The sequence below is a fragment of the Vibrio sp. 2130-1 genome (assembly GCF_033339515.1).
Window position 1 is genome coordinate 113,004 of record NZ_JAWOUT010000011.1, and the last position, 24,395, is coordinate 137,398.

Consider the following 24,395-nt stretch of genomic DNA (forward strand, 5'->3'; position numbering starts at 1 on the left):
TAAGAAATGGCAATCGAAATTAATGTACCAGACATCGGTGCGGATGAGGTTGAAGTTACTGAGATTCTTGTAAGCGTTGGCGACAAGGTTGAAGAAGAGCAGTCTCTGATCACAGTTGAAGGCGATAAAGCTTCTATGGAAGTTCCTGCTTCTCAAGCGGGTATCGTTAAAGAAATCAAAGTTGCAGAAGGCGACAAGGTTTCTACTGGTTCTCTAATCATGATTTTCGAAGCCGAGGGTGCAGCTGACGCTGCACCTGCTCCTGCGGCAGAAGCAGCTCCAGCAGCAGCTCCAGCTCCAGCAGCAGCGGCAGAACTAAAAGAAGTTCACGTACCAGACATCGGTGGTGATGAAGTAGAAGTTACTGAAATCATGGTTGCCGTTGGCGACAGCATCGAAGAAGAGCAATCTCTTCTAACTGTTGAAGGCGACAAAGCTTCTATGGAAGTTCCAGCGCCATTCGCAGGTACTCTAAAAGAGATCAAAGTTGCAGCAGGCGATAAAGTATCGACTGGCTCACTTATCATGGTATTCGAAACAGCAGGTTCAGGCGCTCCAGCAGCACCAGCGGCAGCTGAAGCTCCTGCGGCAGCAGCTCCAGCAGCGTCTGCGGCAAAAGAAGTGAACGTTCCAGATATCGGCGGCGACGAAGTTGAAGTTACTGAGATCATGGTTGCGGTTGGCGACACAGTGGAAGAAGAGCAATCTCTAATCACTGTTGAAGGTGACAAAGCTTCTATGGAAGTTCCTGCACCATTCGCTGGCACAGTTAAAGAAATCAAGATTGCAGCTGGCGACAAAGTGTCTACTGGCTCACTAATCATGGTATTCGAAGTGGCGGGTGCAGCACCTGCTCCTGCAGCAGCTCCAGCTCCAGCTCAAGCGGCAGCACCTGCAGCTCCGGCTCCTAAAGCAGAAGCTCCAGCGGCAGCAGCTCCAGCAGCGACTGGCGATTTCAAAGAAAACGATGAGTACGCTCACGCGTCTCCAGTTGTTCGTCGTCTAGCGCGTGAATTTGGCGTTAATCTTTCTAAGGTTAAAGGTTCTGGTCGTAAGAGCCGTATCCTAAAAGAAGACGTTCAAGCTTACGTGAAAGATGCACTTAAGCGTCTTGAGTCTGGCGCAGGTGCAGCAGCATCTGGCAAAGGCGACGGCGCGGCTCTTGGTCTACTACCATGGCCAAAAGTGGACTTCAGCAAGTTTGGTGAGACAGAAGTTCAACCGCTATCTCGCATTAAGAAGATCTCTGGCGCAAACCTACACCGTAACTGGGTAATGATCCCGCACGTTACACAGTGGGATAACGCAGACATCACGGCTCTTGAAGCATTCCGTAAAGAGCAAAACGCGATTGAAGCGAAGAAAGACACTGGAATGAAGATCACACCACTTGTGTTCATCATGAAAGCGGTAGCTAAAGCGCTTGAAGCGTTCCCAGCGTTCAACTCTTCTCTATCAGAAGACGGTGAGAGCCTAATTCTGAAGAAATACGTGAATGTTGGTATCGCGGTAGATACACCAAACGGTCTAGTTGTTCCTGTATTTAAAGACGTGAACAAGAAAGGCATCTACGAGCTATCTGAAGAGCTAATGGCGGTTTCTAAGAAAGCACGTGCTGGTAAGCTAACTGCGGCTGACATGCAAGGTGGCTGTTTCACTATCTCTAGCCTAGGCGGTATCGGCGGTACGGCGTTTACTCCAATCGTAAACGCGCCAGAAGTTGGTATCCTAGGTGTGTCTAAGTCAGAAATGAAACCGGTATGGAACGGTAAAGAGTTCGAACCGCGTCTACAACTTCCACTGTCTCTATCATACGACCACCGTGTGATCGATGGTGCTGAAGGTGCGCGCTTCATCACTTACCTAAACGCATGTCTATCTGACATTCGTCGTCTAGTTCTGTAATAGAAATTAGATGAATGAGAGGCGGCAACTTAGCCGCCTCTGCTAATCATAATTACCGACAATTTGGTTATCAGCCTTGCTTCGTTCAGGGTTTTCACAATCGAATTGTTGTCTAGCTCACAGGCTAAATTGATTTACTTTTCACACCATTAACATCTCTGTAAACTGTTAGCGGTCTGAAAATAACTGTTTAAAACAAATCTCTCTTAAACATAAAAAATCGATACCCACTCAGCCTGTTAGGGATAATGACTACAAGAGGTCAAAATGAGCAAAGAAATTAAAGCCCAAGTTGTTGTACTTGGTTCTGGTCCTGCTGGTTACTCCGCTGCATTCCGTTGTGCGGACTTAGGTCTTGAAACTGTACTAGTTGAACGTTACAGCACGCTTGGCGGTGTATGTCTGAACGTGGGTTGTATCCCATCTAAAGCACTGCTTCACGTTTCTAAAGTAATTGAAGAAGCGAAAGCGATGGCTGACCACGGCGTTGTGTTCGGTGAGCCTCAAACAGACATCAGCAAAATCCGCATCTGGAAAGAAAAAGTTGTTAACCAACTAACTGGCGGCCTAAGCGGTATGGCTAAGATGCGTAACGTAACAGTAGTTAACGGTTACGGTAAGTTCACTGGCCCTAACTCTATCCTTGTAGAAGGCGAAGGTGAGCCAACAGTTGTTAACTTTGACAACGCAATCGTTGCGGCTGGTTCTCGTCCAATCAAACTGCCATTTATCCCGCATGAAGACCCACGTATTTGGGACTCTACTGACGCTCTTGAACTAAAAGAAGTGCCAGAAAAACTGCTTATCATGGGCGGTGGTATCATCGGTCTAGAAATGGGTACGGTTTACCACTCTCTAGGTTCTAAAGTTGAAGTTGTTGAAATGTTTGACCAGGTAATTCCTGCAGCAGACAAAGATATCGTGAAAGTATTTACTAAGCGTATCAAAGACAAGTTCAAGCTAATGCTAGAAACGAAAGTAACAGCAGTTGAAGCAAAAGAAGACGGTATCTACGTTTCAATGGAAGGCAAGAAAGCGCCAGCTGAAGCTGAGCGTTACGATGCGGTTCTAGTTGCTATCGGTCGTGTACCAAATGGTAAGCTAATCGACGGTGAAAAAGCGGGTCTAGAAATTGACGAGCGCGGCTTCATCAACGTTGATAAGCAAATGCGTACTAACGTTCCTCACATCTTCGCGATCGGTGATATCGTTGGTCAACCAATGCTTGCTCACAAAGGTGTGCATGAAGGTCACGTAGCTGCTGAAGTTATCTCTGGTAAGAAGCACTACTTCGACCCTAAAGTTATCCCTTCAATTGCGTACACTGAGCCAGAAGTGGCTTGGGTTGGTAAGACTGAAAAAGAAGCGAAAGAAGAAGGCATCAAGTACGAAGTAGCAACATTCCCATGGGCAGCATCAGGTCGTGCAATCGCATCTGACTGTGCAGACGGTATGACTAAGCTAATCTTCGACAAAGAAACTCACCGCGTAATCGGTGGTGCTATCGTTGGTACTAACGGTGGTGAACTACTTGGTGAAATCGGCCTTGCAATTGAGATGGGCTGTGATGCAGAAGATATCGCTCTGACTATCCATGCTCACCCAACTCTACACGAGTCTGTAGGTCTAGCTGCTGAAGTATTTGAAGGTTCAATCACTGACCTGCCAAACAAAAAAGCAGTTAAGAAGAAGTAAGGTTTTTCTGACTGAATGATAGAAGCCGCTGCATTGCAGCGGTTTTTTTATGCTTGTTATATAGGAATATAAATGTGTGCTTAGCAGACAATAAAAAGCCCACCAAACGGTGGGCTGACATATATTACGAGCTAAGCTTTAGTGTTCACGGTTGTAAATGCAAAGCATATCTAAGTATGAATTCACTAGATGTTTCAGCTCCGCTTCACCTTTAGCGCGGTTCGCTTGGACAAACAGTGAGTAACAAATACCGTGGAACAGGTTTGCCAAGTGTTCTGAATCGTGCTGGTCACACACCTCACCGCGTTCAATTGCTTTAATGAACATGTTTTGTACCAGCAACTGGTTAGTACGGTTAGTTGAAACAAACAATGGCCATACTTCATCACGTGTTGAAGCACTCCACTCGAACCATACTTTTAGCCAGTGACAGTCTTGGCTGACAAGCTCGATCATCGCATTAGTAATATTGGCGATGTTTTCACGTGCATGTAAGTCTAGGTCTATGTTATCCGATAGGAAGTTTGAGAACTGACGTACGACGTGATTGAGAACTTCATCCACCAAGTCTTCGCGTGTAGGGAAGTAGTTAAAAACAGTCGCCACAGAAACTTGAGCAATTTCTGCGATATCTGCGTGACCACCACGACCGATGCCGCGGCGCGCAAATACTTCCAATGCGATTTCCATTAACTGTTGCTTACGCTTAATTGGAGAAAGCCTAGTTCTAGGTCTCTTTGCAATTGAGTCCATATCCATTTTCCTTGCCATTTGAGTTGATATTGGGGGTAACCCCCTAATTGATTATTTTAATAGTTGCTTAAAGCAGTGATGAGTGTAATGGTGCATATGCACAAGGTCAACATCTGTAGAACAATTTATATACAGTAATGTCATTATTATTGATAAATTTAGCTATGAACTTTATAAAACTAAGACCTTCTTCCAAGATTTTTTGGCAACAGGATGTGACTTTCAACCCAATGAACGTGGTGATACACTACACGCCGTAAGATTAGGTGATCGTTTGCGTGCGACTTACCTCAACCCACAAATTTAGATTGAGCACAGTATGAAACATACAATAGAAGTCATGATTTCTGAGCAAGAAGTTCAGGAGCGAGTTCGTGAATTAGGCAAACAAATTACAGAGCGTTATCAAGGTAGTGAAGATCTTGTGTTGGTAGGCTTATTGCGAGGCTCATTTGTATTTATGGCAGACTTGGCACGTGCTATCGAACTGACTCACCAAGTTGATTTTATGACTGCGTCAAGCTACGGCAATACGATGGAAAGCTCACGTGACGTTCGTATCTTGAAAGATTTGGATGATGACATCAAAGGTAAAGATATTCTGCTTGTTGAAGACATCATTGACACTGGTAACACACTAAATAAAATCCGTGAGATTCTTTCGCTACGTGAGCCGAAGTCTATCGCGATTTGTACGCTCCTAGATAAGCCATCTCGTCGTGAAGTGAATGTTCCTGTGGATTGGATTGGTTTCGAAATTCCAGATGAATTTGTCGTTGGGGTGGGTATTGATTACGCGCAGAAATACCGCCACTTACCATACATCGGTAAAGTTGTACCTCAAGAATAATCATTGAGTTCAGCATTAAAAATATAAAAAAACGCCCATCTAAGATGGGCGTTTTTCGTTCAACTTTTAGATGTGACTTAGCGACAAAGGAGCTTGTTGTCTGTATTTAGAATCGTCGAAAGAGCTTTCTGGTAAGACGCTTCTACGGTTTCCTTAGAGTTAGAACGAATGCCTAAGTACTCTAAGCGACCATCTTCAATTCCGTATACCACACCATGAATTTCAACATCTTGCCCACGCTCCCAAGCGTTTTGCAGGATGGTTGAGTTACCCAAGTTGTACACTTGCTCTGCAACATTAAGCTCGCCTAGTTTATCCGCTCGATCTTGTTGCGGCATTTGATCTAGGTAAGTGCGGTGTTTGAAATAGATATCTCTGATATGTAACAGCCAATTATTAATAAGACCTAGCTTAGGGTTATCAATGGCTGCGTTTACGCCACCACATCCATAGTGTCCACAGACAATGATGTGTTTAACCTTAAGAACGTCTACAGCGTACTGGACGACCGATAGGCAGTTGAGATCAGTATGGATAACTTGGTTTGCAACATTCCGATGAACAAAGAGTTCACCTGAGTATAGCCCGGTTAGTCGCTCGGCAGGAACGCGGCTATCAGAGCAGCCAATCCAAAGAAAATCAGGCTTTTGCCCCTCAGCGAGTTTTGCGAAGTATTCAGGTCGATCAGATTTGATCTCTTGAGACCATTTCGAATTGTTTTCAAATAACTGTTTTATTTCCGGCATTTTGCAAACTACTTCCCTTAAAAGACAAAATCGCTGCCGCTGTTTGTGTGCACATGCAAGCGATCAGTGTTGTAACTATACACAATGTTACAATTTCGATCTCGTTAAATATTCGTCAGATAGGACTCATCTGACTAGTTTTCATTAAGAAAAAAGTAAAATCTGGTGAAACTATTTGTGGTGCGAATTTAGCCTTAATCTATTTATGGTTTAAATTTTCGCCTAGCTCGTTAAAGTAGTGATATTTTACTTTTTAAAATTGAATGCAGGGAAAATCAGCAGTGTTCGGTAGTCGTTTTGAAGATATCAATTTCAAAGGGGATGTATTTGGCGGGGTAACCACAGCGATTATCTCTCTCCCTCTGGCGTTAGCGTTTGGTGTTGCATCCGGAGCCGGTGCTGAGGCCGGCCTTTGGGGGGCAATAATGGTCGGTTTGTTTGCCTCGTTATTTGGTGGTTCTAATACGTTAATATCAGAACCGACAGGGCCAATGACGGTAATCATGACCGCAGTATTAACCAGTATGATGGCGAAATACCCAGAAACGGGCATGGCTATGACTTTCACGGTTGTCATGATGGCTGGCGCGTTCCAAATCCTATTGGGGACGTTAAAACTGGGTAAATACGTTACCTTGATGCCTTATAGCGTTATTTCCGGGTTTATGTCTGGCATTGGTGTGATTCTTATCATTCTGCAGTTATCGCCTTTGATGGGGCATGCTGCGCCTTCAGGGGGAGTACTCGGAACGTTATCTGCTTTGCCGGAGACCATTTCTAACCTTAAGTTCAGTGAGTTGTTTTTGGGACTACTGACTTTGGGGATTCTTTTTTTCTTCCCTAAGCAATATCGTAAATACGTTCCTGCACAGCTCGTGGCATTGGTCGCGGTGACTTTATTGTCTGTGATTCTCTTTGATACAGAAGATATTCGTCGTATCGGTGAAATTCCTGCTGGGTTACCTTCTCTCGTCGCCCCTTATATTGACACGGATATGTTTGTCGAGATGGTCATTGATGCATTAGTGCTCGGCACATTAGGTTGTATTGATACTTTGTTAACGGCGGTTATCGGTGACTCATTAACTCGTAAAGAACACGACTCAGATAAAGAGCTGCGAGGTCAAGGGTTAGCTAACATGATCTCAGGCTTGTTTGGTGCGCTGCCGGGGGCGGGGGCTACCATGGGGACGGTAACGAATATTCAAGTTGGGGCTCGCTCGCCATTATCTGGTGTGATTCGCGCACTAATGTTGGCGTTGGTTGTACTGGTTGCTGGTGGGCTAACAGAGCCAATCCCGATGGCTGTGTTAGCAGGCATTGCGGTGTATGTTGGCTTTAACATCCTAGACTGGAGCTTTATTCAGAGGGCACATAAGGTAAGCTTTTCCGGAATGGCGGTGATGTATGGCGTTATGTTGCTTACAGTATTCGTTGATCTTATCGTTGCGGTGGGTTTAGGCGTCTTTATCTCGAACATTATCATCATCGAGCGTTTGAGCCGAGAGCAGGCGCGACAAGTAAAAGCGATCAGCGACGCGGATGAAGATGATGTGCCGCTGACTGACAGCGAGCGTGGTTTGTTGGATCGTGCTAATGGTAAAGTGCTGTTCTTTTATCTTTCCGGTCCGATGATCTTTAGTGTTTCTAAAGCCATTTCACGTCAGCACTCTAGTATTTCGGACTATGACGTGATGATTCTCGATCTTACGGATGTACCAATGATTGATGTAACCGTCGGTTTGGCGTTAGAGAATGCGATTAAGGATGCTCTCGATGCCAATTGTGCCGTGTATTTATTATGCCCGAATGAGCGAACACGAGAACAGCTAGAGAAATTCCATGTGATTGACCTTGTGCCTGATGAAAATATGTACCAATTCCGTTACGAAGCATTGAATGCGGCGGTGGCACATGTTGAGGCAGACCAGTATCAGCGCATAACGGCGTAATCATTCTGACAGTTAAAAACGCAACAGTGTCCTGTTGCGTTTTTTTATGCTCTATTTTGTCTTACTCAGAGATAACCTTTACGAGGTAAGGGTTATATTTCCAATATTATCGAAAGGTTTATTTGTAATCATCGTTATTCAACGATAAACTGATGGACCTCCAATACGATACCCAAGGCGATTTTGTAGTAAACCGCTGCTAAATATGAGTCGGTATTAGTAATCACAAACAAACGGCAATCAAGACCTTATGTACGCATTAGAAATTGAACAACTGCGCAAGACGTATGCAGGTGGCTTTGAGGCGTTAAAAGGTATAAGTCTCCAAGTGAAAAAGGGTGACTTCTACGCGCTTCTGGGTCCCAATGGTGCAGGAAAATCGACCACGATTGGCATCATTTCCTCCTTAGTGAATAAAACCTCCGGAACGACGAAAGTTTTCGGTTATGACATTGATACCGACCTCGAATTGGCCAAGCAGAATTTAGGCTTGGTGCCACAAGAGTTCAACTTCAACCAGTTTGAAACCGTTGAGCAAATTGTGATGCAGCAAGCTGGCTATTACGGTGTGTCTAAAGTGTTAGCTAAAGAACGAGCAGAAAAATACCTGAAAAAATTGGATTTATGGGAGAAGCGCAAAGAGCGTGCTCGTAACCTATCCGGTGGGATGAAGCGTCGTTTAATGATCGCAAGAGCTTTGATGCACGAGCCGCAATTACTCATTTTAGATGAACCAACGGCTGGAGTGGATATTGAACTACGCCGCTCAATGTGGGGGTTTCTGAAAGAGATCAACCAAGAGCAAGGAATTACGATTATTTTAACGACACACTACCTAGAAGAAGCGGAGATGCTGTGTCGAAATATCGGCATTATTAATCGTGGTGAGCTGATTGAAAATACCACTATGAAGGCGTTACTAGGTAAGCTAAGCGTCGAGACATTTATCTTGGATATTGAGTCAGAAGTCGAGGTGCCTGAGCTTGAAGGTGTTAATCGACAAAGTATTGTTGATGGCTCTTTAGAGATAGAACTAGATAAAAGCCAAGGATTGAATTCGGTATTCAGTCAGTTAACAGAGCATGGCATTAAAGTTCTCTCAATGCGTAACAAAGCCAACCGACTTGAAGAGTTGTTTGTCAGCATTGTAAGAGAGGGGAGTAATTAAATGTACGGTTTATATTGGACGGCATTTCGCAGCTTGCTGAGCAAAGAAGTCACTCGTTTTACACGTATTTGGGTGCAAACCTTAGTGCCGCCAGCCATTACGATGACGTTGTACTTCATCATTTTCGGTAATCTTATTGGCTCTCGAATTGGTGAGATGAGCGGCTTTAGTTACATGGAGTACATTGTTCCAGGTTTGATCATGATGTCGGTGATCACCAACTCATACTCGAATGTTGCGTCTTCATTCTTTAGTGCAAAGCTACAGAAGAATATTGAAGAACTGCTGGTGGCACCGGTACCAAACTATGTGATTATTGCTGGCTATGTGATGGGCGGCGTGACTCGAGGTTTGTTGGTCGGTGCAATTGTTACCTGTGTGTCACTTTTGTTCGTTGATTTGCAAGTGGAGCACTGGGGCATTATTGTCGCGACTGTCTTCATGACGTCGGTGGTATTTGCTCTCGGTGGCTTGATCAATGCGGTTTACGCAAAAACGTTTGATGATATTTCGATCATCCCTACGTTTGTATTGACTCCTTTAACTTACTTGGGAGGAGTCTTTTATTCGATTAGTCTGCTGCCTGAATTTTGGCAAGGCGTTTCTAAGATCAACCCAATCGTCTACATGGTGAATGCGTTCCGCTACGGCTTTTTAGGTGTCTCGGATGTGGGCATTGTCACTTCATTTAGTGTACTTGTAGTGTTTGTTGTTGCACTGTATGCCATTGCGCATTATCTAGTAACCAAAGGGATTGGGCTAAGAAGCTAAGCCATTCTCATAAAGCAAAGAGCGGCGATTCACGCTGCTCTTTCGCGTGCATAACAATACATACCCATACAATTTTTCGGTTTTTATCATGGTAGGTTTCAATCATTTGTAATAAATGAGTGATCCTATGAATATTGTCCCGCCGCCGCCTTTCTCCTATCAGTTACTTAAGCCCAAATATTGGTCTGTATGGCTGGCATTTGGATCTTTAGCGATTCTTGTTAATGTACTGCCATACGTAGTATTGCGAATCTTAGGTAGAAGCATCGGCTGTATTGCGATGCATGTAATGAAGCGCCGACACAAGATCGCTCTGCGTAATCTCCAGCTGTGTTTCCCTGATTTTACGGATTGGCAATGTAAGGACGTAGTACGAAAAAACTTTCAATATACTGGAATGGCGATCATCGAAACCGGTATCGCTTGGTTTTGGCCAGATTGGCGGATACGTCGGATAACCTCTATTGTTGGAAAAGATCGTTTACTCGCTGAGGAAAATAATGGACGTGGTGTGTTGGTGGTGTGCAGTCACCATTTAAACTTGGAGATAACCGCTCGTATTTTTAGCCAGTTTGCCCAAGGTTATGGCGTTTATCGCCCAAATTCGAATCCTGCTTATGAGTTTATTCAACATCGAGGTCGAACTCGTTTTGGACATCAAATGATTGATCGAAAAGACGTGAAATCAATGCTCAAAGTTCTGAAGAATGGTCATCGACTTTGGTATTTGCCCGACCATGATTATGGCGTTAGCCATTCTGTTTTTGCGCCGTTTTTTGCTGTTGAACAAGCGGCGAGTACCGTCGGGTCTAGTGTTCTCATTGATGCAACAAAGTGCGCGGTTATATCTGGCGTTACAGTGAGTAAAAATCACCATTACACGCTGTACATTGGAAAAGACATTAGCGAGCGTTTCGAGAGACGTAATGCGATTAAAGCGGCAAGCATCTTGAACCAAGAGCTTGAGAAAATGATAAAACGTGATATTCCAGCGTGGATGTGGCTGCACAAGCGGTTTAAAACTCGCCCTGAAGGGTTGGATTGCGTCTATACGTAGAGTATAAAAAGGTCGACTAAGAGTCGACCTTTTTACTTTTATGACTCAGAGCTTACTCTGCGCTCTCTGAGTTTGTATTGTTAGATTCAGCTTCTTCCTTCGCTTCGACAACCATATCTACCGTTTGGTTATCGATAAGACGAGCCTTGCCTAGGAACGCAGACATCAGAATGACAGCTTGTGTCGTTTCTGGTGTGATCACTTGTAATGTACGAGCATCACGAATGAAGATCTCATCAGGGTGCAGACCTGCAGCTCGAAGTTGGTCGCTTGCATCTTCGATGATCGATGCGTAGTCATCGCGGCCACCGCGAATGGCACTGCTGATCCAACGCATTGTACGAGCAAGTACAGGCGCACGTTGACGCTCGTCCAGCGTAAGCAAGCCATTGCGTGAACTCATTGCTAAACCGTCCATTTCACGTACGGTTGGTACACCGATGATTTCAATGTCCATTGCTAGGTCATCAACCATCTTGCGGATAACAGCAAGTTGTTGGAAGTCCTTCTCGCCGAAGCACGCGACATCCGGTTGTACGATGTTAAACAGCTTATTCACAATCGTCGTCACGCCACGGAAATGACCTGGTCGAGACGCGCCTTCGAGAATTGTTGATAGGCCAGGGACATCGACGAAGGTTTGCTTGTCCAGACCTTCTGGGTAGATAACTTCTGGTGTTGGCGTAAATACCACATCGACCCCTTCAGAGGTTAACTTGCTTAAGTCTTCCTCTAGCGTGCGTGGGTAATTATTTAAATCGTCTGCACGATCAAACTGCATCGGGTTAACAAAGATGCTTACGACAACGATATCAGCGTATTCGCGTGCTTTACGCACTAAGGTTAAGTGGCCTTCGTGAAGGTTGCCCATGGTAGGGACAAACGCCACTTTACGACCTTCACGTTTAAAGGTTTTAAGGTGTTCACGAACTGCTGAGATTTCCGCAAAAGTTTGCATGCATTTATCCTCTAGGCAATGGTATGAGCGTCGTCTGGGAATACACCGTTGGCTACATCTTCAATGTATTTAGTAACGGCTTTGCGCATATCACCTGTTTCAGCAAGAAAGTTTTTGGAGAATTTCGGCATGTAGTTGGCAGAAATACCAAACATATCATGCATTACGAGAATTTGACCATCTGTTACGTTACCTGCACCAATACCGATAACAGGAACGTCAAGCACTTGCGTAATACGTTCAGCAAGCTCAGCTGGTACGCATTCTAGTAAGACGATTTGAGCGCCTGCTTCTTGCAGCGCTAATGCGTCTTTTACCATGCGGTCTGCTTTTTCTTGATCGCGACCTTGGATTTTGTAACCACCAAAAATATTAACAGCTTGAGGAGTTAAACCAAGATGAGCACAAACTGGAACTGATCGTTCAGTGAGCATTTTCACCGTGTCGACAAGCCAGTCACCACCTTCAATTTTTACCATATTGGCACCAGCACGCATCAGTTTAGCCGCATTTTCGCAAGCTTGCTCTGGCGTGGTGTAGCTCATGAATGGCATGTCTGCCATCAACAAACAATTTGGGCTACCAGCGCGTACGCAACGAGTATGGTAAGCGATATCATCGACCGTTACTGGCAGAGTATCGTTGTGACCTTGCAAAACCATACCTAGAGAATCACCAACAAGAAGTACTGGCATTTCTTGGCTTTCAAACAGTTGGGCAAAGCTCGCATCATAAGCGGTTGAAGTAGCAAATTTACGACCTTCTTGCTTCCACTTGATTAGGTCGTTGATGGTCATTTTTTTCATGGTTTTATCCTTACTAGGAGTTGGCTATGACTGCCAGATACTGAGGCCGTTTCTATCTACTTGTTCCAGTAGTTTAGAGACCTCGGTCCCATCAGGGAGTTGTAAACTTGGTGCAATTTCCGCAAGAGGGTAGAGTACGAATTCACGCTCTTTCATTCCATAATGAGGAACGATCAGCCTCTCGGAATTAATCACCTCATTGCCATAAAGCACAATGTCGAGGTCCAAGGTTCTTGGTCCCCAGCGTTCGTCTTTACGGACACGCCCTTGTTCTTGCTCTATAGCTTGTGTGCAATTGAGCAATTCAATAGGCGTCAAACTGGTGTTAATAGACACAACCGCATTGATGTAATCCGGTTGGTTTTGTGGCCCCATTGGCGTGCTGCTGTATAGCGAAGAAGCTTGAACAAACTCTGATTTAGGCAGCGTTTTTAATGCTTCAATCGCTTGCTTCGCTTGGCTGACAGGATCAGCCAAGTTACTGCCTACCGCAATGTACGCTGTAATCATGATTTGGGCTTACTCTTTTTCTTGCGATAAGTTTTACGGCGGCGTTGGCCTATTTTCGGTGATTGACCGTCTAAGTCGGCAGCCATTGCTTGACGCATTTCTCGGCCTGCATTTTGAAAAGTTTCCCACCACTTGGCAAGCTTCTGAGTGTCACCACCTTCAATTTCACCGCGCATTTCAAGAAAATCAAAGCCAGCTCTAAATTTATTGAGCTCCATAAGACGGAATGCACGTTTACCGTTACGTCGTGGAAGACGAAGCTGTAACTGCCAAATCTCGCGAATGGTTGCGGTGTGGCGTCTTGGAATGGCAATTGTGCGAACTTGCTCGTCAAGAATGATGTTGCTCGCTTCCATAATGGCGTCGTAATGGCCTAAGTTGCGCTCTTCCATCAGTTCATCGGCTTTCGCACACAGTGGGTACCACAGCATTGCAGCAAACATAAATGCTGGATTGATGCGTTTCCCATCTTCGATGCGCATGTCGGTAGAATCTAGGACAAGATCCAACATCTGCTCAGTGTGAGAGGAGTAATCTTCTGTAAAGTGCGCTGCAATCGTCGGGAATAGTTGCTGGAATAGGTTGTACTCACGCAGTAGGTGGTAGGTTTCTAAGCCATGACCGGATTGCAATAATTTGAGTGACTCTTCAAAAAGACGCGCTGACGGAATGTCACCGAGCAACGGTGCCATGTGTTCGATTGGCGCTGCGGTGTCTTCTTCAATATCAAAGTCTAGTTTTACCGCGAAACGAACCGCACGCAGCATGCGTACAGGGTCTTCACGGTAGCGTGTTTCTGGATCACCAATCAGTCGAATTAGGCGATCTTCTAAATCTTCAATACCACGTGCGTAGTCGTGAATCGAGTAATCTGCGATGTTGTAGTACATCGAGTTAATCGTGAAATCACGGCGCTCAGCATCTTCATCGATGGTGCCGTAGACGTTATCACGCAGCAGCATACCCTCTTTTGATTGCTGAGAAATGCTCTTATTCTTTTGCTCTTGGTGGTGACCACGGAATGTCGCAACCTCAATGATGTCTCGGCCAAACATAATATGAGCCAAGCGGAAGCGGCGACCAATCAAACGGCAGTTACGAAATAGCTGTTTGATCTGTTCCGGCGTTGCGTTGGTCGCAATGTCAAAATCTTTTGGTTTTTGTCCAAGCAGTAAGTCTCGAACCCCGCCACCCACAAGAAAAGCATCGAAACCAGCACCATTTAGGCGGTACAGTACCTTCAGCGCATTATCACTGATCTGCTTACGCGAAATGTTGTGCTCTTCACGAGTTATTACATTGAGAGCGAGCTCTGGAATTGTGGCAGGTTCGCTTGGTGTATAGTCGTTTGTATTCATGTGCATCTGGCAATAACTGGGTTTAATCCAATCTTGCTTTGGTTAGTTTTATACGCCTCTAGGGGCCTAATTTGCGGCTAATGATAGCCTACACAATGCCATTTGAGAATCACGGTGTGATCTCGATCTCTGCTGGAAGCTGTTCCAACCGCCAGTTTTCGCAGCCCCAACGAAGAATATCTTCTATGTTGGCCGCCCTTACGGTTTCAGGTATCTCGAAACCTAAAAATGTCATGGCGCGCAATAGAGTAGGTTTTGGTGTATCTATATCAATAGCCGTCGCGTGATTTTGTTTCGACAATTTATTGCCGTTGTTGTCCATCGCCAATGGTAAATGCAAGTAGCTAACTTCTGGCTGACCAAGTATTTGGTACAGGCTAATTTGACGCCCTGTCGGCTCGATTAAGTCTGCACCTCGCACGACTTCTGTGACGCCTTGGTCGATGTCGTCCAATACTACCGCAAGATTATAAGCAAATAATCCATCTCGACGTTTAATAATGAAATCTTCATTAACGAGTTGCTCTGGAATCGTAATGGTTCCCCGCTTTTGGTCGAGGAAATGAGCGACAGGCTTGGTCATTTTTAGGCGAATCGCGCCGTCTTTCAAGTTTTTATCGCGGCAAGTGCCAGGATAAAAACCGCCATGCTCTTTAATTTGCTTACGAGTACATTGGCAATAATAGGCTTCCCCATTTTCGAGCCATTTGTTTATTTGAGCTTGGTAAAGGTCGTGACGTTCGCTCTGGTATACCACTTCTCCATCCCAATGCAGCTGATAGGCCTTGAGTGCCTCTAGGATAAGTTGCGCTGCACCTGGCATTTCTCTTGGTGGGTCTAAGTCCTCAATACGTACTAACCAAGCTCCGTTTTGTGCTTTCGCTTGAAAATAACTGCCAAGAGCGGCAATCAGTGAACCAAAATGCAGTGGACCAGAAGGAGATGGGGCGAATCGACCTACATAGCGTGTCATGCGTGTATCTCGAATTTAGTAAACAAATAGGGTGCGAAGATAGCCAAAACAAAAAGGGAGCCTGAGCTCCCTTCAACAATCATAATGCTGGGTGATTAACCTTGCATTTGCTTCTCTTTGATTTCTGCAAGTGTTTTACAGTCAATACAAAGGTCAGCGGTTGGACGTGCTTCAAGACGGCGAACGCCAATCTCTACGCCACAAGACTCACAGAAGCCAAAATCGTCTTCTTTGATTTTATCCAAAGTCTTTTCAATCTTCTTGATCAAACGGCGTTCGCGGTCACGGTTACGCAGTTCTAGGCTGAACTCTTCCTCTTGAGAGGCGCGGTCAACTGGATCTGGGAAGTTTGCTGCTTCGTCCTGCATGTGGTGAACAGTACGATCCACTTCAGCTCTTAGCTGGTCGCGCCAAGCTGTTAAGATTTTCGTAAAGTGTTCAACCTGCTCTGGTGACATGTACTCTTCACCAGGTTTTTCCTGATATGGCTCCACGCCGGCAATGGCTAGGATGCCTATCGTTTTCTTCTTTGATTCTGGCATACAGCATCTCCTACTTACACCTAGTCAACTGCTACGCAGTCAATTTAAGGCGGGTATCTATAGCAAAAAGAGGCGGTGCAAGCAAATACTGAATCGCAAAGTTATCGTCAATGTGAAGACGACATCATTTTTTCTCTTAATTGATAAAATCAATAGCGGAAATCAGCTTCATTCCAGTATCGCTCAGTTCAGCTTTGTAGCAGAGAACTTCCACTCCAGCGTCTTGTGCTTGTTTGAGTAATAGTGAATATTTCGCGTCTATATGGTGCGCCGCGGATACTTTTTCAATACCTGAATGTAAAACAGTGAATAAAAGTATGGCTCTACTTCCATTTTGTGCCATTTCTGTGAGCTCTCTCAGGTGTTTTTGTCCCCGAGTCGTGACCGCATCTGGGAAGTATCCTTGTCCAGTAGAGTCGGTCTCATCAAGAAGAGTGACGCTTTTCACTTCTATATAGCACTTTGGCTTGTCGTCTGCGCTGAGCAAGATATCAATTCGGCTATTTTCATTGCCGTATTTCACCTCAGTTTGAAGTGTGTCATAACCATAAAGCTCTGAAATGACATTATTTTCAATAGCCTCTACGGCTAATTGATTGGCACGCGCGGTGTTGATACAAATACGGTGGCCTTGTTCGGTCTCACTCAACTCCCAACTATTGGGGTATTTTCGTTTCGGGTTGTCGGAAGTAGAAAACCAAACTTTGTTTCCGGGCGTTGCACAACCCGTCATTGCACCTGTATTTGCGCAGTGGATTGTACGGATTTCACCAGTATCGAGCTCGATATCGGCAAGAAAGCGTTTATAACGTTTGAGTAGAGTGGCGGACTCTAAAGCGGGTGTGAAATGCATTTGCTTATTTAGACAAAAAATTTTTTATGTACAATGTTGCCACCATTACACCATAAGGTATTTCCTTTGTCACAATTGCCGATTGAAGCCGTGATGCCTGAGTTGCTGACGGCGGTCAAAAATCAACATCAAGTGATCTTAAAAGCGGCGCCTGGTGCCGGTAAGTCGACTTACTTCCCTTTGCAGTTACTCTTAAATCATTCGGTTGCTGGAAAAATCATCATGCTTGAGCCAAGACGACTCGCGGCGCGTAACATTGCCCGTTATCTTGCTGAGCAATTGGGAGAACAAGTTGGTCAACGCGTGGGTTATCGAGTTCGTGGCGAGGCAAAGGTAAGTTCTGCAACGCAGCTGGAGATCGTGACCGAAGGGATCATGACCAGGATGATCCAAACTGACCCTGAACTGGATGGGGTTGATCTACTGATCTTTGATGAGTTTCATGAACGCAGCATTCATGCCGATACCGCTTTGGCATTCAGTTTAGAAGTTCAAGAGGCATTGCGAGACGATCTCAAGCTGGTGGTAATGTCGGCAACGCTTGACCAACAAGCATTACAATCGTTGTTGCCGGAAGCCAGTTACATTGAATCTGAAGGGCGCAGCTTTGATGTGGCAATGCGCTACCAGCCGTTAGGTGTGAACGAGCATTTACCTACGAGTATGGCAAAAACAATAGAAAGTCTTATGAACAAAGAGTCTGGATCTTTGTTAGCTTTCCTACCGGGTGTTGGTGCCATAAAACAAGTTGAAGAGCGGTTGTCTCATTTAGCGGATGATATCGACGTATGCCCACTTTATGGTCAACTGAGCTTTGCAGATCAACAAAAAGCGATTACGCCAGCAGAACAAGGTAAGCGTAAAGTCGTTCTAGCGACCAACATTGCAGAAACTTCACTAACGATTGAAGGCATTCGCCTCGTCGTTGATTCTGGGTTAGAGCGTATTGCCCGCTTTGATTTGAAAAACGGTTTAACACGCTTAGAGCAAACACGCATTGCACAGTCTTCAGCGATTCAGCGTACAGGACGAGCGGGACGAATAGAAGAGGGCATTTGTGTTCGTCTTTATTCTGAAAACCAGTTCAAGCAGCAACCGCTGGTTCCCCAACCCGAAATTTTGCATTCCGATTTAGCTAGTTTAGTTATGGAGCTTGCCTTTTGGGGAGCGAGTGATATCCACGATCTAAAGTGGCTTGATGTTCCCGCTAATGCGTCATTGGAACAAGCGAAGCAGCTATTGGTGTCATTGGGACTACTGACGGAAAAAGGGCAATTAACGTCCGAAGGAAAACAGGCGCATGAACTAGGCGTTGAGCCTCGTGCGGCTGCGATGCTAATTAAAGCGCAATCTTACAGTGATAAGATGTTAAATGCTGCTTTGGCGGCGGTCGCACTGATTGAAGAGCCAGAGAGAAATGTTACCAATATCGCTTATAGCTTGCATCGTTGGCTTGTTGGTACTCATCCAAAAAAGTCGATGTTGTTCAAGCGTGCTCAATCTCTGGCGTACAAATTGGATACGGTATTTGACCTGAAAGGCGTGGATGAAGATGCATTACCGCTGGTGTTAAGTTTGGCATTTCCAGATCGCATTGCGCAGCAGCGCACAAATCAATTTGGGCGATTTACTTTGGCTAATGGTCATGGTGCAGAATGTCATCAGGAAGACATGCTAGGTGGCTGTGAGTATTTGGTTGCCGTTGACTTAATGCGTTCTCATTCTAACTCAAGTCAAATTCACTCGGCATGTGAATTGGATGTCAATATATTGCGAACGACCTTTGATACGCTATTTTCGTCTGAAGAAGTAGTGGACTGGGATGAAAAAAGAGGCCGTCTAATAGCTGAGCGACAAACAAAACTCGGTCTGCTGGTCGTTGAACGCGAGCCGTTGCCAAGCCCGGGCAAAGAAAAAATGACACAAGCTTTACTCACGTATGTCCGCCGCCAGGGCTTACAGAGTCTAAACTGGACACCGGCAGCGGAGAGCTTGTTGGCTCGGATTCGTTGTGCGGTGGAATGGTTACCTGAGCAGTCATGGCCAGTGTTTGATGAAGCCAGTTTGCTGGATTCATTAGAGGAGTGGTTAGAACCATACATGACGTCTGTCAGCTCGGTTAAAGACCTGAGCAAGATAAACTTGGTCGAAGCGCTTAATGCTCTATTAGGTTGGCCTCTCAATCAACAACTGGATGAATGGTTACCTGAGCATTACCAACTGCCCACAGGTTCAAAGAAGAGTATCCGTTACCAATATGGCCACGAGCCGATATTATCGGTGCGTATGCAAGAAGTATTTGGGGAGAGTGGTTCCCCAACGGTGGCTCTTGGCCGCAAGCGTTTGGTGCTTGAACTGCTTTCACCGGCACAACGTCCATTGCAAGTAACGTCGGACTTGGCGGCTTTCTGGAACGGAAGCTACAAAGACGTTCAAAAAGAGATGAAAGGGCGCTACCCAAAACACGTTTGGCCAGATGATCCTGCCAATCATGTAGCAACAACGAAAACAAAAAGACAATTGAATAATGACTGACAGCAAGAAGCCTAGCGCGAAAAAAGCGCCAGCGAAGAAAAGTACAACCAATAAAGGAACCGCAAAACAGACTCGACGTACGCCGAGTAAAAAACCGACTAACGAGAAACGTTCGTGGTTGAAAGTTCTGTGGTCGTTTAGCTGGAAAGCTGGCGTTGCACTTGCCGCTGTTTTGCTGTTTGTTGGGATTTACTTAGATAGTGTGGTGAAAGAACGCTTTGAAGGCCAGCTGTTTGAGCTGCCAACGGTAGTTTATGCCCGTATCTTGAATCTAAGCCCTGGTGAGAATATCACCATCCAAGAACTGCGCAACGAGCTAGATGTGTTGAATTACCGTAAAGTGAGTCAACCTCGTTACCCAGGCGAATATTCCTCTTCTTCCACTCGGATTGAATTGATTCGCCGTCCATTCGAGTTTGCCGATGGTCCTGAGCCGGATCGTCACATTATGCTGCATTTCTCTGATTCCGGCTTGCAACGTATTCAGTCTTTAGAATCTCGAGGAGACCTTGGTTACTTGCGCCTAGAACCGAAGATGTTGGGCATGCTGGAGAAAGACCGTGATGAACAGCGTCTTTTCTTACGTCGTGATCAGTTCCCTGAAATTTTAGTGGATGCACTGCTTGCGACCGAAGACCGGGATTTTTATCAACATGACGGGGTGTCACCGCTGGCGATTGCACGTGCATTGGTTGCGAACATTAAGGCCGGTCGTACTGTTCAAGGTGGTAGTACGCTGACTCAGCAATTGGCAAAAAACCTGTTTTTGACTCGTGATAAAACACTGTGGCGTAAAGTTCGAGAAGCGTATATCGCGCTAATTTTGGATTACCGTTACAGCAAAGATCGTATCTTAGAAGCCTACCTCAACGAAGTGTACCTAGGTCAAAGTGGAGGTGAAGCGATCCACGGGTTTGGCTTGGCGTCGCGTTACTATTTTGGGCAGCCAATTCAGGAGTTGCGAATCGATCAGCTGGCGATGTTAGTTGGGATGGTAAAAGGACCGTCTTACTACAACCCAATTCGTTACCCTGAGAGAACGAAAGAGCGTCGTGATCTCGTTCTGCGCCTGTTAATGCAGCAAAACATGTTGACTTCAGAGCAGTATGAACAAGCTGTAAGTCGTCCACTCGATACGCAAAGCAAGCCACGTATTGCGAGCCGTCAGCCAGCTTATTTCCAACAATTGAGCATTGAATTAAAAGAAAAAGTTGGGGAGCGATTTAAAGCAGAGACCGGACTGCGCGTGTTTACGTCTCTGGACCCAGTATCGCAAAGCAAAATGGAACAAGCTATCGCGAAAAAGATCCCAGAACTAGCTAAACGGGGTGGTAAAGAGTTAGAAGCCGCTGCTGTGGCCGTTGATCGCCATAGTGGTGAAATCCGTGCGATGGTTGGTGGTAAACGTGTCGGTTATGAAGGCTTTAACCGAGCGCTCAATGCCAGTCGTCCAATTGGTTCTTTAGTGAAACCAGCGATTTACTTAACGGCTCTAGAACAACCGGATAAATACAACCTAGGCACGACGCTACACGACACGCCGTTAAGTCTGAAGAGCAGTAAAGGTAACGTGTGGACGCCGCGCAACTACGATAGAAAATATCGTGGTGATGTGCCACTTTACATTGCTTTAGCGAAATCACTTAACGTACCAACCGTGCGCTTAGGTATGGCACTTGGCATTCCTGAAGTGTCCAATACTTTAGAGCGTTTGGGCGTGAACAAAGACGAAATTCGCCCAGTGCCTTCGATGTTTTTGGGTTCGTTTTCTTTGACGCCATTCGAAGTCGCACAGATGTATCAGACTCTGACGAATTCAGGTAAGCGTGCAAAACTGACCGCTCTGCGCTCAGTCATGGATATGGAAGGTAATGTGCTGTATCAATCCTTGCCTCGTTCATCAAGAGCCGTGGATGAACAAGCAGCATGGCTAACGACCTACGCGATGAAACAAGGGGTTGCTCAAGGCACTGGCCGCTTCTTACAAAGCCAGTTTGGTTGGGCTGCATTGGCAGGAAAAACGGGTACCAGTAATGATAACCGCGATAGTTGGTTTGTCGGTGTTGATGGTCGTGAGGTGACGACAATTTGGCTAGGCCGCGACGATAATAAACCCGTGAATCTAACGGGGTCGAGTGGTGCATTACGAGTATACGCAGAGTACTTGAAGCAGCGTATTCCTGAGCGCTTAGAGCTCCCATGGCCAAGAGAAATCACCACATTAGGGTTCAAGCCTACATCTGATGGAGGTTTAGAAATGAACTGCCGTAGTGATTACAAACTGCCGGTTTGGGATAAAACCGGTCAGATAAAGCAACAGTGTGAGAAGAAATCAAACTGGTTAAATAGCATATTTGATTGGTAGCATCGCCAAATCAACAACATTAGCTTGTTTATCTGATTAATTCTTAGTACATATTAGGGCGTGTTAGTACAGTACTGCTAGCACGCCCTACTTGATCAGATATTCAATAAAGGAAGAAGTGAATGTTCAAAAAGCTGTTATCAAGCCCATCGGTTCGCAACTTTGCGCTTTGGGTTAGTACCTTTTTGATGATCACTCCTTCTGTTTCCCTCGCAAACTCTCTAACAAAAACGGATGACTTGGAACCTCGACCAAAGGTGGCGGTTGTGCTCGCTGGTGGCGGAGCGAAAGGGGCGGCACACATTGGGGTTTTAAAAGCATTGGAAGAAATGCAGATCCCTGTCGATATTGTGACCGGTACCAGTATGGGCGCCTATGTGGGTGGGCTCTATGCCACGGGGATGAGTGCTGATGAAATTGAGAGTTTTATCTACACCGTCGATTGGGGCAGCGGTTATCGAGATCGTGTTGACCGTAGCCAACGTCGAGTTCGTGACAAAGAGTATGAAGACCGCTATCAAATTAATACCGACCTCGGCTTAAGGTTCGGTGAGGTACGAGCACCAACGGGTGTGGTGCAAGGCCAGAACATGTTGCGAGTATTGCGTGAGACTACAGGGAACTTAGGGCGATTCGATTCTTTTGATGAGCTTGCCATTCCTTATCGTTCTGTTGCGACTGATATTCTTGCCCTAGAAGAAGTCGTACTGGGTAATGGTTACCTTGTGGATGCCATGATGGCTAGCATGTCTGTACCAGGAGCACTTCCTCCCTATAAGCTCAATGGCCATATGCTTGTTGATGGCGGCGTCGTCAATAACATGCCTGTCGATGTGGCTCGCGCCATGGGGGCTGATGTCGTTATTGCCGTCGATATTAGCACCGACTACAAAACCGAAGATGAATTTACGGGGCTGTTTACTGTCGCGGATCAACTCTCTAACTATCTCGTTCGTCGTAGTACACAACAGCAAGTGGACGAGCTTGAACCTCAAGATATCTATATTCGTCCCAATGTGGGCACCATGGAAACTGTCGAGTTCGACAAAATGCCTTGGGCTTTTCAAGCTGGGTACGATATTACCAAGCAGTTAAAAGACAAGCTGAAAGGGTTGCGCTTGTCCAATGCGGACTATCAAAAATACATCGACCGCAAACAAGAAGTTCGTAAAACTTTGATTTATGGCGATCAGCGTGTGGTTGATGACATTGTGATTGTAAATAACACGCACTACAGCGATGTGTTGTTGACGAATCGTATTGAATTAGAAACCGGACGTCGTATTTCAACGGCCGAAATTGAGAAAGCCGTTGAAAACCTCTACGCGTTAGATCGGTTCGAGCTCATCACTTATCACTTTGAAGAGGTTGATGGTGAGACATTGTTGGTTTTTGATGTTAACGAGAAGTCGTGGGGGCCTAATTATCTCAACTTCCGATTTTTTCTTGAAGATGACTTCGATACAGATAGCCAGTACGGCATAGGGATATCAACCAACTTTACCAACTTGAACTCTCATGGCGCGGAGTTGGCGTTCAACGTAGAAATGGGCACGGATAAGCTGATTGAAGCTGAGTTGTATTCCCCTGTTTTATCTAGCCAAGAACTTTTTGTATCGGGGCGTATTTCCTATGGCAGTGAGAGCCGAAACTTACCTTTAACAGAGCCTCAAGCACCAGATTTAGAGTCAGTAAATGATTTTTTTCCGGTCACTTACGATGATTTTACAACAGAGTTAGCGATAGGTATCCAACCCACATTGTGGCAAGAACTTCGATTTGGCGCTCGCTACTCTACCGGAGATATTGAGCTTTCTACTTTGGCTTCTGCTGGTAAATTGGATTTTGAACGTCGTGGACTGTTTGCCAATTATCGTCTAGATACACTTGATGATTTCGCATTTCCGACTCGTGGACTTTTAGTCGATCTCGAATATTTAGTGTCTCATGATCAAAGTCCTCAGGGCGTTAGCCTTTTAGAGACTGACAAAATTATTGAAGATACCGTTTATGAAATCTCTGCACGATTTAAAGGTGCAGTGAGTCATCAGCGTCATACTTTAGTCGGACATGCTGAATATAGTTTTGTAGAGAGTAAAAACTCATCTTTACCGCTTGATCCCAGAGAGTTGGGCGGCTTTTTAAGCCTATCGGGAATCCCAAGAAATAGCCTGATCGGACAGAACTTATTTTTCAGCAGTTTGGTGTACCGATATAAGTGGTTTGATAATGATTTCGGATTGTTTGAAGCTCCAGTCTACCTGGGCGCATCGGTCGAATATGGCGGTGTTTGGTCTGATAATGATCTGAAACTAAACGAAGCGCCGCTTTACAATGCTGGCTCCATCTTCTTTGGTGTTGACTCACCAATAGGACCAATAATGTTGGCATACGGTCGTACCGAGCAAGATTTGGATGCTGTGTATTTGATCGTAGGAACATCGTTTAATTAATCGGGTATGAGAAAGCAAAAACTTGGCATATTTGGTCAAAATTAGCAGAACTTTAGTCGTAAGTTGCTATGTTGGTCAAAATGATAAGATTTTAATTTAAGGTTAAATTTGCTATTATTTTGCCCACAGTTTGGCCTCTACGGCG

The 24,395-nt window shown here is 45.4% G+C and carries 19 protein-coding genes; 10 read left to right on the forward strand and 9 right to left on the reverse strand.

Annotated elements, in window-relative coordinates; genetic code table 11:
- Nucleotides 1–6: 6 nt before the first annotated feature.
- Nucleotides 7–1,905 (forward strand): pyruvate dehydrogenase complex dihydrolipoyllysine-residue acetyltransferase, encoded by a 1,899-nt coding sequence (aceF, locus tag R7Q09_RS17005; protein ID WP_318071123.1) that lies wholly within the window; start codon nucleotides 7–9, stop codon nucleotides 1,903–1,905.
- Between the two features lie 267 nt (nucleotides 1,906–2,172).
- Nucleotides 2,173–3,600 (forward strand): dihydrolipoyl dehydrogenase, encoded by a 1,428-nt coding sequence (lpdA, locus tag R7Q09_RS17010; protein ID WP_005379993.1) that lies wholly within the window; start codon nucleotides 2,173–2,175, stop codon nucleotides 3,598–3,600.
- 138 nt (nucleotides 3,601–3,738) lie between these two features.
- On the opposite strand, the gene opaR is transcribed toward lpdA, so the two are convergent.
- Nucleotides 3,739–4,353 (reverse strand): transcriptional regulator OpaR, encoded by a 615-nt coding sequence (gene opaR / locus R7Q09_RS17015; protein ID WP_005379994.1) that lies wholly within the window; start codon nucleotides 4,351–4,353, stop codon nucleotides 3,739–3,741.
- 319 nt (nucleotides 4,354–4,672) lie between these two features.
- On the opposite strand from opaR, the gene hpt reads away from it, so the two are divergent.
- The gene (gene hpt, locus R7Q09_RS17020; protein ID WP_005379995.1) at nucleotides 4,673–5,203 is read left to right on the forward strand and encodes a hypoxanthine phosphoribosyltransferase; all 531 of its coding nucleotides are present in this window, start codon (nucleotides 4,673–4,675) and stop codon (nucleotides 5,201–5,203) included.
- A gap of 77 nt (nucleotides 5,204–5,280) precedes the next feature.
- On the opposite strand, the gene can is transcribed toward hpt, so the two are convergent.
- Nucleotides 5,281–5,949: a carbonate dehydratase gene (gene can, locus R7Q09_RS17025; protein WP_005379996.1), complete on the reverse strand. Its 669-nt coding sequence runs from the start codon at nucleotides 5,947–5,949 to the stop codon at nucleotides 5,281–5,283.
- A gap of 281 nt (nucleotides 5,950–6,230) precedes the next feature.
- Between can and R7Q09_RS17030 the strand changes: the two genes are divergently transcribed.
- The 4 genes from R7Q09_RS17030 to R7Q09_RS17045 all read left to right on the forward strand — a co-directional run bounded on the left by R7Q09_RS17030 (nucleotide 6,231) and on the right by R7Q09_RS17045 (nucleotide 10,897).
- On the forward strand, nucleotides 6,231–7,901 hold the full coding sequence (locus R7Q09_RS17030) for a SulP family inorganic anion transporter (protein WP_005379997.1): 1,671 nt from the start codon (nucleotides 6,231–6,233) through the stop codon (nucleotides 7,899–7,901).
- Nucleotides 7,902–8,151: 250 nt separating this feature from the next.
- Nucleotides 8,152–9,069 carry an ABC transporter ATP-binding protein gene (locus tag R7Q09_RS17035; RefSeq protein WP_130545018.1) on the forward strand — a complete coding sequence of 306 codons (918 nt, stop codon included), beginning with the start codon at nucleotides 8,152–8,154 and terminating at the stop codon, nucleotides 9,067–9,069.
- Nucleotides 9,070–9,840, forward strand: coding sequence for an ABC transporter permease (locus R7Q09_RS17040; RefSeq protein ID WP_064368758.1), 771 nt, complete (start codon nucleotides 9,070–9,072; stop codon nucleotides 9,838–9,840).
- 127 nt (nucleotides 9,841–9,967) lie between these two features.
- A complete protein-coding gene (locus R7Q09_RS17045) occupies nucleotides 9,968–10,897 on the forward strand; it encodes a Kdo(2)-lipid IV(A) acyltransferase (RefSeq protein WP_064368757.1) in 930 nt (309 codons plus the stop codon).
- Between the two features lie 52 nt (nucleotides 10,898–10,949).
- On the opposite strand, the gene panC is transcribed toward R7Q09_RS17045, so the two are convergent.
- The 7 genes from panC to sfsA all read right to left on the reverse strand — a co-directional run bounded on the left by panC (nucleotide 10,950) and on the right by sfsA (nucleotide 16,897).
- On the reverse strand, nucleotides 10,950–11,855 hold the full coding sequence (panC, locus tag R7Q09_RS17050) for a pantoate--beta-alanine ligase (protein ID WP_005380005.1): 906 nt from the start codon (nucleotides 11,853–11,855) through the stop codon (nucleotides 10,950–10,952).
- Nucleotides 11,856–11,866: 11 nt separating this feature from the next.
- Nucleotides 11,867–12,661: a 3-methyl-2-oxobutanoate hydroxymethyltransferase gene (gene panB, locus R7Q09_RS17055; protein WP_005386592.1), complete on the reverse strand. Its 795-nt coding sequence runs from the start codon at nucleotides 12,659–12,661 to the stop codon at nucleotides 11,867–11,869.
- Nucleotides 12,662–12,685: 24 nt separating this feature from the next.
- A complete protein-coding gene (folK, locus tag R7Q09_RS17060) occupies nucleotides 12,686–13,171 on the reverse strand; it encodes a 2-amino-4-hydroxy-6-hydroxymethyldihydropteridine diphosphokinase (protein WP_005380007.1) in 486 nt (161 codons plus the stop codon).
- Nucleotides 13,168–14,535: a polynucleotide adenylyltransferase PcnB gene (gene pcnB / locus R7Q09_RS17065; protein WP_318071124.1), complete on the reverse strand. Its 1,368-nt coding sequence runs from the start codon at nucleotides 14,533–14,535 to the stop codon at nucleotides 13,168–13,170. The genes folK and pcnB overlap by 4 nt, the downstream gene beginning before the upstream one ends.
- A gap of 103 nt (nucleotides 14,536–14,638) precedes the next feature.
- Nucleotides 14,639–15,502 (reverse strand): tRNA glutamyl-Q(34) synthetase GluQRS, encoded by an 864-nt coding sequence (gene gluQRS, locus R7Q09_RS17070; RefSeq protein ID WP_005386586.1) that lies wholly within the window; start codon nucleotides 15,500–15,502, stop codon nucleotides 14,639–14,641.
- 95 nt (nucleotides 15,503–15,597) lie between these two features.
- The gene (dksA, locus tag R7Q09_RS17075) at nucleotides 15,598–16,044 is read right to left on the reverse strand and encodes an RNA polymerase-binding protein DksA (RefSeq protein ID WP_005386584.1); all 447 of its coding nucleotides are present in this window, start codon (nucleotides 16,042–16,044) and stop codon (nucleotides 15,598–15,600) included.
- A gap of 136 nt (nucleotides 16,045–16,180) precedes the next feature.
- Entirely contained in the window at nucleotides 16,181–16,897 is a 717-nt protein-coding gene (sfsA, locus tag R7Q09_RS17080; protein WP_005380023.1) for a DNA/RNA nuclease SfsA, read from the reverse strand.
- Nucleotides 16,898–16,963: 66 nt separating this feature from the next.
- Here sfsA and hrpB point away from each other — a divergent pair, with 66 nt between their 5' ends.
- The 3 genes from hrpB (at nucleotide 16,964) to R7Q09_RS17095 (ending at nucleotide 24,250) form a co-directional block, all read left to right on the forward strand.
- Nucleotides 16,964–19,432 carry an ATP-dependent helicase HrpB gene (gene hrpB / locus R7Q09_RS17085; protein ID WP_318071125.1) on the forward strand — a complete coding sequence of 823 codons (2,469 nt, stop codon included), beginning with the start codon at nucleotides 16,964–16,966 and terminating at the stop codon, nucleotides 19,430–19,432.
- A complete protein-coding gene (mrcB, locus tag R7Q09_RS17090) occupies nucleotides 19,425–21,797 on the forward strand; it encodes a penicillin-binding protein 1B (RefSeq protein WP_005380020.1) in 2,373 nt (790 codons plus the stop codon). The genes hrpB and mrcB overlap by 8 nt, the downstream gene beginning before the upstream one ends.
- Before the next feature lie 122 nt (nucleotides 21,798–21,919).
- Nucleotides 21,920–24,250: a patatin-like phospholipase family protein gene (locus R7Q09_RS17095; RefSeq protein ID WP_213969866.1), complete on the forward strand. Its 2,331-nt coding sequence runs from the start codon at nucleotides 21,920–21,922 to the stop codon at nucleotides 24,248–24,250.
- Nucleotides 24,251–24,395: the final 145 nt, after the last annotated feature.